This window comes from Streptomyces sp. NPDC057638 (assembly GCF_042800315.1).
GTDB lineage: Bacteria > Actinomycetota > Actinomycetes > Streptomycetales > Streptomycetaceae > Streptomyces.
This window is the reverse complement of sequence record NZ_JBHVHF010000056.1, coordinates 1-12,903: the sequence shown is the minus strand read 5'-3', so window position 1 is coordinate 12,903 and position 12,903 is coordinate 1. Positions and strand designations below refer to the sequence as shown.

Annotated in this window: 11 protein-coding genes; 7 read left to right on the top strand and 4 right to left on the bottom strand. The window is 71.6% G+C overall.

What is annotated here, in order from left to right:
• Positions 1 to 38: 38 nt before the first annotated feature.
• The 6 genes from ACFVIM_RS11065 (at position 39) to ACFVIM_RS11040 (ending at position 5,258) form a co-directional block, all read left to right on the top strand.
• Positions 39 to 1,778: a beta-galactosidase gene (locus ACFVIM_RS11065; protein WP_384300394.1), complete on the top strand. Its 1,740-nt coding sequence runs from the start codon at positions 39 to 41 to the stop codon at positions 1,776 to 1,778.
• Between the two features lie 228 nt (positions 1,779 to 2,006).
• Positions 2,007 to 2,201, top strand: a complete 195-nt coding sequence (locus ACFVIM_RS11060; protein WP_384300393.1) for a hypothetical protein — start codon at positions 2,007 to 2,009, stop codon at positions 2,199 to 2,201.
• A complete protein-coding gene (locus tag ACFVIM_RS11055) occupies positions 2,185 to 2,697 on the top strand; it encodes a DUF6879 family protein (RefSeq protein WP_384300392.1) in 513 nt (170 codons plus the stop codon). Before ACFVIM_RS11060 ends, ACFVIM_RS11055 begins: the two co-directional genes overlap by 17 nt.
• On the top strand, positions 2,694 to 3,560 hold the full coding sequence (locus ACFVIM_RS11050; protein WP_384300391.1) for a helix-turn-helix domain-containing protein: 867 nt from the start codon (positions 2,694 to 2,696) through the stop codon (positions 3,558 to 3,560). Before ACFVIM_RS11055 ends, ACFVIM_RS11050 begins: the two co-directional genes overlap by 4 nt.
• A 38-nt stretch (positions 3,561 to 3,598) precedes the next feature.
• Positions 3,599 to 4,135 (top strand): class IV adenylate cyclase, encoded by a 537-nt coding sequence (locus ACFVIM_RS11045; RefSeq protein WP_384300390.1) that lies wholly within the window; start codon positions 3,599 to 3,601, stop codon positions 4,133 to 4,135.
• Between the two features lie 49 nt (positions 4,136 to 4,184).
• Positions 4,185 to 5,258: a radical SAM protein gene (locus ACFVIM_RS11040; protein WP_384300416.1), complete on the top strand. Its 1,074-nt coding sequence runs from the start codon at positions 4,185 to 4,187 to the stop codon at positions 5,256 to 5,258.
• Positions 5,259 to 5,308: 50 nt separating this feature from the next.
• Here ACFVIM_RS11040 and ACFVIM_RS11035 read toward each other — a convergent pair whose 3' ends face one another.
• Positions 5,309 to 8,392, bottom strand: coding sequence for an endo-alpha-N-acetylgalactosaminidase family protein (locus ACFVIM_RS11035; protein ID WP_384300389.1), 3,084 nt, complete (start codon positions 8,390 to 8,392; stop codon positions 5,309 to 5,311).
• Between the two features lie 487 nt (positions 8,393 to 8,879).
• The gene (locus ACFVIM_RS11030; protein ID WP_384300388.1) at positions 8,880 to 9,647 is read right to left on the bottom strand and encodes a S1 family peptidase; all 768 of its coding nucleotides are present in this window, start codon (positions 9,645 to 9,647) and stop codon (positions 8,880 to 8,882) included.
• Between the two features lie 225 nt (positions 9,648 to 9,872).
• Between ACFVIM_RS11030 and ACFVIM_RS11025 the strand changes: the two genes are divergently transcribed.
• A complete protein-coding gene (locus tag ACFVIM_RS11025) occupies positions 9,873 to 10,799 on the top strand; it encodes a hypothetical protein (protein WP_384300387.1) in 927 nt (308 codons plus the stop codon).
• A 215-nt stretch (positions 10,800 to 11,014) separates the two neighbouring features.
• Here ACFVIM_RS11025 and ACFVIM_RS11020 read toward each other — a convergent pair whose 3' ends face one another.
• Complete coding sequence (locus ACFVIM_RS11020; RefSeq protein ID WP_384300386.1) at positions 11,015 to 11,653, bottom strand: hypothetical protein; 639 nt, start codon at positions 11,651 to 11,653, stop codon at positions 11,015 to 11,017.
• Between the two features lie 454 nt (positions 11,654 to 12,107).
• Complete coding sequence (locus ACFVIM_RS11015; protein WP_384300385.1) at positions 12,108 to 12,647, bottom strand: hypothetical protein; 540 nt, start codon at positions 12,645 to 12,647, stop codon at positions 12,108 to 12,110.
• Positions 12,648 to 12,903 lie beyond the last annotated feature (256 nt).

Here is a 12,903-nt window from a genome sequence, read left to right as displayed (position 1 = left end):
CATGGACCGGTCGATGACCAGACCACAGGGTGGGCGGTATGGCGGATTTCAGCGTGGGTGAGAAGGACTTCCTGCTCGACGGGCGGCCGGTGCGGCTGCTGTCGGGGGCGCTCCACTACTTCCGGGTGCATGAGGCGCAGTGGGGCCACCGGCTGGCGATGCTCCGGGCGATGGGGCTGAACTGTGTCGAGACGTATGTCCCCTGGAACCTCCATGAGCCCGCGCCGGGACGGTACGAGGACGTGGAGGCGCTGGGCCGGTTCCTGGACGCGGCGCGGGAGGCCGGGCTGTGGGCGATCGTCCGCCCGGGACCGTATATCTGTGCCGAGTGGGAGAACGGCGGGCTGCCGCACTGGATCACCGGCCCGCTCGGGCGGCGCGCCCGCACCGCCGACCCCGCCTTCCTGGAGCCGGTGGAGCGCTGGTTCTCCCGGCTGCTGCCCCAGGTCGCCGCGCGCGGGGTGGACCGGGGCGGCCCGGTGCTGATGGTGCAGATCGAGAACGAGTACGGGAGCTGGGGCAGCGATCACGGCTATCTGCGCGCGCTGCGGGACCTGCTGCTGCGGTGCGGGGTGGGGGTCCCGCTCTTCACCGCCGACGGCCCTGAGGACCATATGCTCACCGGCGGTTCGCTGCCGGATGTGCCGGCGACGGCGACCTTCGGCTCGGGCGCCCGGGAGGCGTTCGCCACGCTGCGGCGCCACCGCCCGTCGGGGCCGCTGATGTGTATGGAGTTCTGGTGCGGCTGGTTCGACCACTGGGGCGAGGAACACTCCGTACGGGAGGCGGGGGACGCGGCGGACGCGCTGCGGGAGATCCTGGCGGCCGGCGGGTCGGTCAATGTCTATATGGCGCACGGCGGCACCAACTTCGGCGGCTGGGGCGGGGCGAACCGTTCCGGCGCGACCCATGACGGGGCCCTGGAGCCGATGGTCACCTCGTACGACTACGACGCGCCGATCGACGAGGCGGGCCGTCCCACGGAGAAGTTCTGGCGCTTCCGGGAGGTGCTGGAGCCGTACGCGGACGGCCCGCTGCCCGAGGTGCCGCCCGCCCCGGCCGCGCTCGCCGCGCCCGTACGGTTCACCCCGGGTGAGGGGGCCGGGCTCGGCACGGTGATCGAGGCGCTCGGCGACGAGGAGCGGACCACGCCCACCCCGCCGACCTTCGAGGAGCTGGGCGTCGACCGGGGCGTGGTCCGCTACCGCGTCTCGGTGCCGGGCCCGCGCCAGCCCTATCCGCTGCGGGTGGTGGGCCTGCGGGACCGCGCGGTGGTCCAGGTGGACGGCGTCCTCGCCGATGTCCTCACCGAGGACCACACCACCCTGACGGAGCCGGTGCCGGGCCCCAGCGAGGTGGAGCTGTGGGTGGAGTCCCTGGGCCGGGTCAACTACGGCCCCCGGATGGGCGAGTCCAAGGGAATCACGGGCGGGCTGCTGCACGAGCGCCAGTATCTGCACGGCGTACGGTCGCGGGCGCTCCGCCTGGACGCGTTCACCCCGGAGGCGGTGGCGGCGGTTCCGTTCCAGCCGGTGACTCCGGGCGGGCCGGGCCTGTACCGGGCCTCGGTCCGGATCGACGGCCCGGGCGACGCCTGGCTCTCCCTGCCCGGCTGGGGCCGTGGGTTCGTCTGGGTGGGCGGCTTCTGTCTGGGCCGCTACTGGGGCACGGGCCCGCAGGAGGAACTGTTCGTGCCGGGGCCGGTGCTGCGGGCGGGCGAGAACGAGGTGTGGGTGCTGGAACTGGTGGGGGCGGGCGGGGAACTGGGGCTGCGGTGACGCGGGGGCGCGTGGGCCTGAGCGGGGGCTGGGCCGCCGGGGGCGCCGGGGCGGGAGCGGGGCTGGGACCCGGCCACTCACGAGGCCCGGACCGCCCCGACGGGCCCGGGGCCCGGCTCGCACCCCCGCCCTGAACTTATGCGCGAACGCGGGTAGAGCTTGCCTCCATGAACCACCGGCTCCTACCGTCCTCGGCACGGAAGGCAAGCGGAGCGAGAGGGGAAACCCATGGAACTCAAGCGTGTCTCGGGCGGCGGGCCTGACTGCCGGAGCGGGGACTGCCCCGCCGTCTACACCACGGACCGCGCCGCCGTCCTGGCGGTCCAGGGTCAGCTCCTGCCGCACTCCGCACCCGACGGGGAGGCGATCGTGTCCATCCCCGAGAGTGTGCTGAGGGAGGCCGTCCGTGCTCTTGGATGGTGACCGCTGGGCCAGCCTCTTCGACTGCTTCGAGCGGGAGGCGTTCCGGCTGGAGACGCTCCCCGTCTACACGGTGGACGGCGAGAAGGAGGAGTTCGAGGCGTTCCTCAGCACGGGAAGGCTCGACCTCCCCGAGGACGACCCCTGGCTGCTCACCCTGAGGAGGCACCTGGAGGCGGGGCGCCGGGTCCGCCGGGTGCACCTCGTGAGCCGTCCGCTCTCCGGCTATCTGCGCTACGAGTTCGCCGCGTACCGGTACAACGTCGAAGCGGGCGAGGATATCCGCATCCTCGACGTCACCGACCGGCCCGTCCCAGAACTACCCCGGCGGGACTTCTGGATGTTCGATGACACGACCGTGGTCATGATGCGATACCGCCCCGACGGGACACCCCTCGGCCGTGACCTCCTTGACGCGCCGGATCTCTCTCAGTACCGGCGCTGGAGGGACCTGGCGCTCTCTCTGGCCACCCCGTTCCCGGAGTACGGCGCGGATTGACCATCGACCCACGACGTGCCGGGCGGGACCGCCTGGAACTCGCCGCAGCGCTCCGGGAGCTTCGCCGGGCCACCGGTCTCTCCGGCGAACGTCTCGCCGTGCGCTGCGGCATGTCGCAGAGCAAGGTCTCGCGCATCGAGACCGGACGTACCCTGCCGTCCGTCGTGGACGTCCAGCAGATCCTCACCGCCCTGGGTGTGGACGGTGCCGCCGCCGCCGAACTACGTGCTCTGGCAAGGGTCGCCAACGCCGAGTACGAAGACGTCAGAGCCTCCGTGCGCCGAGGGCTCCACCATCGGCAGCGTGAACTCGCCCGGCTGGAGGAGGGCGCCCGCCATGTGCGGCACTTCCTGCCCGCCATGCTCACCGGGCTGATCCAGACCTCCGACTACATGCGTCAGGCCATGTCTCCCGCCATCGACCCCGCCCCGGCGGATGTCTCCCGGGTCGTCGCGCTGAAGCTGGAGCGCCAAGCCGTGCTCCACGACCGTGGCAAACGGTTCGACTTCCTCATCACCGAGTCTGCGGCCCGCTGGCGCCTGTGCCAGCCGTCGGTGCTGGCCGTGCAGCTCGATCATCTGGTCTCCCTCTCCCGCCTTCCGACCGTGGGAGTTCTCGTACTGCCGCTGGACCAGCGGATACGAGACGCCCCCTTCCATACCTTTGTCACCTATGACGACCACTTGGTGACCTGCGAGTTGTTCAGTGGTCAGGTCGTGCTGCGTGACCCGAAGGACATCGACTACTACCGGCGTCTGTTCGACTTCTTCGCCGGTCACGCGGCGGTCGGGGAGGAGGCGCGTGCCCTTCTGAGCACCTGGGCCGATGACTTCCGGAACGAATCCATGCGGGAACGCGACTGAAACGGCTCGGCCCGCGCTCGACGCAGCACAATGCGCCCATGGCACGAGTCGAGTACGAAGCGAAGCTCCTGAACGTCGACCCAGCGGCGATGGCCATCCGCATCGCCGATGCCGGTGGTCACCACGTCGGCGAGCGACGCCTGCGCCGCTATGTGTACGACACCGTCCCCGCCATGCCTGGCCGATGGCTCAGGCTCCGCGACACCGGCACCACCGTCACCCTCTGTGTCAAGGAGATCAGCTCCGACGCCATCGACGGGACCCATGAGACGGAGACCACCGTGGGGGATTTCGAGACCACCCACTCCCTTCTCGGGCACCTGGGGCTCACACCCCGCTCGTACCAGGAGAATCTGCGGGATTCCTGGCTTCTGGGCACCGTCCGTCTGGAGATCGACACCTGGCCCCTCATCCCGCCCTATCTGGAGATCGAGGCGGACAGCGCCGAAGAGGTACAGCGCACAGCTCGACGGCTCTCCCTCTCCGAGGACCAGTTGACGAGCGAGAACACCACCAAGGTGTACCTCCGCTACGGCATTGACCTGGAAACGGTCCAGGATCTGCGCCTTCCCTGACCAGCCGTCCAAGGAGGTGGCCATGCCGCACACCCCCCGGAACACACCCATGATCCCGGTCACGGTAGTACCGGACCGCACACTCCGTGTGAAGATCATTGACGCCTGCGGGCTCGCCTGTACCTTCTGCCACAACGAGGGCACGCCCGTGGCGGCGGACCGCGACCAGCCCGGCGGATCCGGCCGTGTGTCGATCTACCTGCGGACGAACGGTGCCGCCTTCCTCCCCCGCCGCATTGACGCGGACGTCGATTTCGCCGTGGCCCTGGCCGCCATCCGGGGCAGCCTGCCCACATCCGAGGTCCACTTCACCGGGGGCGAACCCACCCTCCACCCCGACCTGCCGGGCCTGACCAGGATGGCTCACCGGCTGGGGCTGACGGTGGGGCTGACCTCCAACGGGGAGAACGGCGCCGCCGTCATCCCCGACTGCGCGGCGGCCGGGCTGGACCGGGTCAATCTGAGTGTCTTCGGCACCACGCCGGAGGAACTCGCCTCGGTCCAGGGGCCCCGTCTCGCCTCACCACGGCTCGCCCAGCGGAAACTCGACGCTCTCGGCGCGACGATCGAGACGGCGGCCCGGTGCGGGGTGAGGGTCTCCGCGAACATCGTCGTCCCGGACAGCACCCACGTCCCGCGGGTTCTGCGCCTCGTCGAGGAGTACGGCCGCACCGTCATCGTCCGGATGCTCGTCTCCCTCGAAGACGACGGCTCCTCGCTCCTGGCCATGCGGGAAGTCGTAAACCGACTGAGGGCGGTCCCGGTGCGGCGGGTGATCACCGCGGGCGCGTCCGACCAGCGCGTCCTCTACCGCCTCCCGGACGGTCACCCCCTCTACGCCAAGAGCATCCGCCCTGTGCGACTCCCCGTCACCTGTGCGGAGTGCCGGTTCAACAACGATCGCGACTGCCACGAGGGGTACTACGGGGTGCGCCTCTACCGGGCGCAGGACGGCCCCTTCATGGTCGGGGTGTGCCTCCGGCGCATGGATCTCTGTCTGTCCCTAGGTGAGTTCGTCATGAGCCAGCGCTGTCGGGAGGTGGTCGCCTTCCGCGAGGCGGAGGAGGCCCGGCTGGCCCGGCAGTACGGCGTGGGTGCGGCACGTGAGCCGCTCACTCGATGACACCGCGAGGAGGGGCGGCCCCACCCCGGGGCCGCCCCCCGCCGTCCCGCCTACACCTCCCGCACCTCGAAGCTGTCCAGCACGAACTCCGACTTCCACGCCGTGCCCGTCTTGCGCAGGCCCACCCATGCCTCGCCGCCGTCCGCCGGGGCGGTGAAGTCATGGGTCCACACCGTCGGGGAGGTGGCGACCGGGACCGGGGTGCGGGTCAGTTCGCGGTCGTCGGTGCCCGTCACCCAGGCGTACTGGCCGGCGTGGTCGTTCTCGTAGCGGAAGGTGATCCGGTAGCGCTTGCCGGGTTCGAAGCGGACCAGGTGCTGGACGGTGCGGTAGACCAGGCCCTCGTTCTCGCCGCGGGATTTGAGGGACTCGGTGCCGTCGATGACATCGTCGATGAGCTTGCCGTTCCAGCCGCGCTGGGTGTAGGGGGCGTGGCGCTGGGCGATATGGGTGCGGGGGTCGGTGGCGCCGCCCGCGTCGCCCTTGACGAAGACGCCCCAGCCCTGGGGGACGTTCTCGAAGTCCTCGTACGCGAGGGTGCCGGGCTTGACCGTCGGGCGGCCGGGGACGATCCGGACGTTGTCGAAGCGGATCCGGGGCGCGCCCGCCGCCGCGCGCAGGGTGAGGGTGAGGGGGCCGCCGCCCGGCGGGACGGTGAAGTGGGTGAACATCCGCTGGAAGCGGGTGCCGTGCTTGCGGTCGGCGGCGACATGGTTGACGGCGGTGGAGATGTCGGTCCAGTTCTGGTGGGTGGTGCCGTCGGCGGTACGGACCTCCAGCGCGGCCCGGCGGCGTTCGCCCGCGGTGGCGCCGACCTCGACCTGGACGGAGGCCACATACGTACCGGGCCTGAGGCGGCGCAGCCGCTGGGAGACGGCGGCCGCCGCGCCGCCCGCGATGACCAGCTCATGGTCGCCGAGGGCGCTGCGGACGACGGACGCCGGTCCCGAGGACCGCCAGGCGTCGAGGGTGCCGGAGGTGAAACCGGGGTCGCGCAGCGGGGTGCCCTGGCCCCAGTCGGGGTCGGCCAGCGCGCGGGCGCGGCGGCGGTAGAGGACGTACGGCTGGTCCGGTTGGGCGTCGAGGGTGATCTCGCCGGAGCGGGAGACCTTCGGGTCGGAGACATGGACGCGGCCCTGGTCGGTGAGGCGGTAGAGCGCCACCCGGGACTCGCCCGCCCAGCCGCGCGGCAGCTTCCAGGTGCTGGTGCCGCCCGCCGGGTTGTAGTGGTAGAGCTTGGCCGGGCTGGTGGCGCGGCGCGGCTCCCACGGCAGGAGGTAGCGCCCGCCCTCGTACACCACCCGGCCGTCGGTGACGATGGTGCGGGTGCCGTCGGCGTCGGTGACCCGGGTGGGGCCGAAGAAGGTGATCTCGTGCTCGGTCCACCGCTTGATGGGATGGGCCTGGAGGTACTTGGCGGGCAGGGACTCGGCCCAGATCAGCCGGTAGAAGACGGTCCAGTCGGTCTTGCCGACCCAGCCCTCGTAGTTGCCGGTGCGCGGGATGCCCAGCAGGGTGGGCCACTTGTCGGCGAAGACGTCCTTCTGGTGGTTGCGGATGAAGCGGATCAGCTTCGAGTTGATACCGCGCGAGGAGTCGGGTCCGTAGTCGGTCTCGGTGGCCCAGTGCGCCCACAGCGCCGAGCGCTCCAGGCCGTGCCCCCACTCGGTGGTGATCTGCCAGCCCTGGTCGCGCAGGGCCCGCTGGAGCCGGTCGGAGGTCCAGCCCGATTCGCGGAAGACATCGATGTAGAGCATGTTCAGCGCCGGGTCGGTCTCGGCCCGCAGATCGGCGAAGCGCCGGATGATGTCGCCGCTGACCAGGTCGCGGCGCTGGTCGATGCGGTAGGACTGGTCCAGCCAGTCCCACTGCTGGTTGGTCTTGTCGACCAGGGTCTCGGAGAAGGCGTTGGCGACCGGATAGGACTCGGTGGCGTTGACGTGCACACCGAAGTCGCTGTTCCACGTGCGGCCCTCGCGGACCAGGGTGTTGAGGTCGGCGAGGCCGCCCGCGCGCTTGTTGTGGTTGCCCGCGTAGTCGGGGTGGGCGGAGTCATGACCCTCGGACTGGTACCCCTTGAGCAGGGTGTACTGGCGCAGCCCGTCCGTCGCCAGCGAGATCCGCTTCACCTGGTCCAGGGTGGCCAGAAACGGGTTGGTCGCCTGCGAGGCGAAGTTGAACGGGATGTGCGGCACCACCCGCAGATGCTGTTCGTCGGCGCCGAGCGGGGTGACCATCACATCCCGGAACGCGATGGCGGCGTCCTGCCAGTCCACCACCCCGTCCCCGTTGCGGTCCCCGGTGATCACGACGGTGGCGTACGGCAGCGGCTCGGTCTGACCGGTACGGGCGGTCGCCGCCCGGTGCGTCCACTGCCCCGGCACCAACTGCGCCGCGACATAGCCCTCCTTGGCCACGACCTGGCGCCAGAGTCTGCCGTTCTCCCAGGTCGCGCCGCCGGTCGGCTTGTCGTAGACCGTGTTCGTCTCGATCGCGCCGCCGAGCCCGTCATGGGCGACGACGGCATAGGCGCAGCCGGTGGGCCTGGCCTCGGCGGGGGTGTCCGGGGCGAGCCTGACCAGGGTGTCGCCGCTGGCCGCCTGGTCCAGCTGGATCCGCGCGCCGAGCAGCGCGGCACCGGGCTGGTCGCTGCGGACGGAGAGCAGGGCGAGCCCGGGGATCTCCAGGGTGCCGACCCTCAGCTCCGGGGTGTCGTCGATCCGGGTCACCCGCCAGTGGACCTGGTGTCCGGCGACCCGTATCTCCACCTCGATCTCGGTCGGCCCGAAGGCGAGGACGTAGGTGGCGCGGTCGCGCCGGGCACGGGCGGTGACCGTGCCCGGGGTGCGCGCGGTGGAGTCGATCAGAACGCTGGTGACCGGGTCCTCCTGGCCGTGCAGGACGGCCCCGGTGGCGCGGTCGGTGTACGCGATGATCCGGGGGAAGCCGCTGTCGACCCGTACGTCGAGCGCCTCGGAGCGCAGCAGGGTCTCGGTGCGGGGCGCCGCGAACGCGGTGGAGGGGGTGGCGAGGGCGGCCCCGGCTCCCGCGAGCGCGGTGGCCGCGACGACGGTCCGGCGGCTGAGCCCGTCCTCGGCGGTCCTGCGGCGGGGTCCGTGATCTGCTGCGTTCACGCTCTGTCCTCCTCGTTGACGACATCGACTGCATCACGGACGAGGGCGCGTACGGCGCCCGTACGGTGCGGATGTGTACGGGTACGGCGTGGGGATGTACGGCGCGTTCTCGTCCAGCCGCCAATGTGCGCCGGGAGGAGGGCGGGGCCCATGGACAAAGGAGGAGAAGTCCTTGGACTAACGGAGGTGACTGACGGAGGTGACTAACGGAGCTGGCTGACGGAGCTGGCTGACGGAGCTGACGAACGGAGTCGGGGTGGGCCGGGGGGCGGCCCGCACGGCCCGGAGGGGGCCCGGTGGAGAGGCTCGGCGCGCGTGGCACCTCTCGCGCCGGACACACGTGCGGCGCGGGCGCCGTCGTGGGGCGCCCGCGCCGGAGCGGGGCACGGAACCGGCGGACCGGGTCCGCGCCCCTGAACGTTCACAGGGTGACGGTCAGGGAGTGACCGCCAGGGGGACGGTCAGAGCGTGGCCGTCAGAGGGACGGTCAGAGCGTGGCCGCCGACGCCTTGATCTCCGCGGCGAAGTGCGACACCTCGGCGTACACACCCGGGTAGTTCGGCCGGGCGCAGCCGTAACCCCAGCTCACGATGCCGACCTGGATCCACTGGCCCGCGTTGTCGCGGCGGAACATCGGGCCGCCGGAGTCACCCTGGCAGGTGTCCACGCCGCCCCTCGGGAGGCCCGCGCAGATCTCCTCCTCGCCCACCAGCTCCGGGTACGCGCGCTGGCAGTCGGCGTCCGACACGAACGGCACCGTCGCCTTCAGCAGATAGCGCTGCTGGGCGCCGCCCTCACGGGCCGCGCCCCATCCGGCGATCTGGAAGTCGCCGTTGTCGTAGCTCGCGTCCTCGGCGATCTTGAGGGTGGGCAGGTTGATCGGCTGGGCGAGCTTGATCAGCGCCCAGTCCTTGCCGGTGCCGTTGTAGCCGGGCGCCTGGAGGACCTTGGTGGAGCGCACCCGGATCGCGGACGCGCTCTGGAGGTCCACCACACCGGCGGTGGCGGTGATGCTGGTGTTGTTGCCGGAGCCGCTGACACAGTGCGCGGCCGTCAGCACGATCTGCTGGGTCAGCAGCGAGCCGCCACAGCCCATGGAGAGCCGGACCATGAACGGGAACTCACCCTGGGCGGCGCGGGTCCCGCCGACGACGGGCGGGGCGGCCGCGAAGGCCGTGGTGGGCTGGAGACTGACGGCGGCGAGGATGACGGCTCCGGCCGCGGCGACTCTCTTCAGCGTACGCAGAAGCTTCAAGGAACTGCCCTTCGTGGGGGATGGGACAGGTCAGGCCGGGCACGAATCAGCGGGGTGGCTGACATGGTCCCGACAAGCAATGATCGGGATTATGGGCGCGTGAGAGCCAGGCCACAAGCGTCATGTTTCGGCCAACGCCGGTACGAGGTTTGGGCGTCACCGTTCCGTAGAGTGGAGCCAGGCGAACCCCACGTGAGGCACACGGGACGTACAGGGGGTACGGGCGTGGTGGCGAGGAGCGGCGGCAGCGATGTCGTCCATGGCTTTCCGCACCTCGACACCGTGCGGGCGGCGATCACCGCGCTCTACCGCAGGCTCTCCCCCGACGGCCTGCTGACCTACGCGCCGAGCGTCCTCCCCGCCGACGTCGCCTTCGGTGACGACGACGACCTCCACCTCGGCGCCCAGCGGGTGGCCCGCGCCCTGGTGCGGCACCTGCGGCTGCCGGAGGCGCGGATGATCGTCAGCTTCCGGACCATGGAGCACGCGGCGAGCGTGGAACTCACCGCCGGTCCCGAGTACTTCATCGAACTCAACGACCGCTTCCGGCGCCACCGCCGTGACGTGGGCGCCGCGCTCGCCCACGAGATCACCCACGTCCTGCTGCACCGGCTCGACCTCACCTTCCCCGGCACCCGGGCCAACGAGATCCTCACCGACACCGCGACCACCTACCTCGGGGCGGGATGGCTGCTGCTGGACGCCTTCCGCGAGGACCGCGTATCGAGCCAGAAGCTCGGCTACCTCACCCCCGAGGAGTTCGGATACGTCCTGGCGCAGCGGGCGGCCGTCTTCGGCGAGGACCCGTCCCCGTGGTTCACCAGCCCACAGGCGTACTCCGCGTACACCGAGGGCCGGGCGCGGGCACGGAGCGAGCACCGCCGGCCCCCGCTCGCGGAAGCGGGCTGGGCGGCACGCCAGCGGTACGCGCGGGACCGGCGGCGGGCCCGCGCCGGCACGGGCGGCGGGCCGGTGGCGGGCGGGGCGCTGCCGACGGACTTTGGCTCGTACGCGTTCGAGACGGCGGACGGGGACGGGCTGCGGGTCTCCTTCGCCTGCCCGACCTGCCATCAGCGGATCCGGCTGCCGGTACGGGGACGGGTGCGGGCGCGGTGCGGACTGTGCCGCACGGTCCTGGACTGCGATACCTGAGCGGGGTGGCCGGAAACCAGGGCACCCGGACCGGGGCTCCGCCGCGCCGCTCGCCGCCGCCCAGGGCCCTGCGCGCCACGGCCTGACGGCCCGATCCATCAGCACCCTCAGGGCGATTTCCGGCCAGCGATCCCGTTCCGGGAGGCCGTGGACGGCCTCCCGGGACTAGGGGTTCTCACGGAACGCGGCGGCCGCGCAGGGCCCTGCCGGAGCCGTCAGGTGGGGCCCGGGTCGAAGGTGCGCAGGGCCATGGTCAGCAGGGTGCGCGCGTTGGGCGTGTCCTTGGCGGGCGCGCACGCGCGCACCGAGTACAGATCGTCGTTGGCCGCCGTGAAGACGCGCACCACGCAGTCGCGCACCACGCCCTCCTTGGCGTTCTCGTAGGTGTAGCGCAACTCGGCGGCGTCCTTGGTGGGGTTCTCCGGGCCGGGCTCCTCGGCGCGCCCGCGGTAGATGTTGCGGTAGTCGCTGGATCCGAGTGTGAAACCGTACGTGACCACCTGGAGCGGGGTGTTGTTCGGTTCGTCGATCGAATCGACGAGGATTCGGGTCAGCGGGTTGTCGGGGGACTGGTAGACGACGGTGTCATCCCCGGTGTCCGCGGTGTCCGTGCCGTTGATCTTGTCACGCAGCCAGCCCAGGGGGACGGTGAGGGTGAAGCCCTCCGGGTCACGGACCTTCTCGTAGCCGGACGGTGCCTCCCCGGCCGGATCACCCGAGGCGTCGGCCGACTCCTCCGGTGCGGGGTCCGTGCCCGTCGGCGCCGCGGACCCGGCCGAACGGTTCCGGTCCTCGCCGCCGCCTCCGAGTCCGAACCACGCCACCAACCAGGTCGCGACCACCAAGCCCACCACGGCGAGCACGATCCGCGTGATCCGCCGCGCCCTCAGGGCCGGGTCGTTCCTGCCAGGAGGCGGGGGCGCCCCAGGCGCGGGCCGCCCCGGGGGCTGGCTTCCCCCGTACGGAGGTGGACCGTACGGCGGCGGGGCGGCCTCCGGCCACGGCCCGTGCGGTGGTGCGACGGTCTCCGGCGGTGTCTCCTCCCCGTGCGATGCATCGCGCCGAGGAGCTGGGGGCTCAGGAGGCGGGAACGGGTTCGGGGGCCCGGACGGCCCAGGCGCCCGGAACGGGTTCACGGGCTCCGAGTGCGTCGGTGGCCGGAACGGATCCGCGGACTCGGAGGGCCCCTGTGGCCGTGACGGTTCCGCGGGCCCCGCAGGACCCGGCGGCGGGCCGCCGGGCGGAACGTCGTCGTCGTAGAGCCAGCGCTGGGACTCCTCGTCCCAGTGAGGTGTGGAGCCCGGCATATCAACCTCCCAGGAGTAAGGAGACGGTCTCGCTGAGCGCCGCCCCCGACGCGAGGGCGGCCACCACGCCCCCGGCAACCGCCAGGGAGGCGTGGAGCAGGTTCAGCCACCCCGGCCAGCGCACCGGGAAGGCCACCCCGCGCAGGAACGTGAGGTCCGGCACGGCACGCGCGTATCGCGCGACAGCCGCCGCGAACGCGATCAACAGGCAGGGGCAGACCAGGAGCAGGAAGACGAAGTCGGTGGTGAAGACACCGGTCAGCCACACCATGGCAAGTGCCTGGGCGTAGGCGAACTGGACCCGGCGGGCGTACAGGGCATGCGCCAGGACGCGGACCGCGTCTCTACCGGAAGAGGGAGCGGTGAAGCGCTCCACGTGGACGCACAGCTCGTCGATGCCCCTCCTGCGGAACGCACCGTCGAAGTGGACCCCCACGCAGAGCAGCCGGGACGCCTCGCTGGTGACGGGGTCGAGGTGGGGTCTTCGGGGGTCCAGAACCTGTGGGTCGCTGGTGGGATGAAGGTCGCCGATGGGGGCCACATGTCCTCCTGCCTCACGGGGATGAGTGGACGGGCGGGACTCTCCCGGAGTTCCCGGGATGTGGTCTGCGGGACGGCGGATCCCGAGCGGCGGTTCCCGGGGGTTCTCTTCTTCGCGGGAGCGGCTTCCTGTTGGTGGGTTCGCGGCTTCGTGGGTGGTGGCGGCTTCGTGGGTGGTGGCGGGTTCCGTGGCCTGTGCGCGCCACCGCACCCGGCCGTGTGCGCAGGCACGGCCGGGTGCGGTGCCCAGCGGTTCC

Coding starts and splice junctions, on each gene's coding strand:
- ACFVIM_RS11065 (WP_384300394.1), top strand. CDS start 39: ATGGCGGATTTCAGCGTGGGTGAGAAGGACTTCCTGCTCGACGGGCGG.
- ACFVIM_RS11060 (WP_384300393.1), top strand. CDS start 2,007: ATGGAACTCAAGCGTGTCTCGGGCGGCGGGCCTGACTGCCGGAGCGGG.
- ACFVIM_RS11045 (WP_384300390.1), top strand. CDS start 3,599: ATGGCACGAGTCGAGTACGAAGCGAAGCTCCTGAACGTCGACCCAGCG.
- ACFVIM_RS11040 (WP_384300416.1), top strand. CDS start 4,185: ATGATCCCGGTCACGGTAGTACCGGACCGCACACTCCGTGTGAAGATC.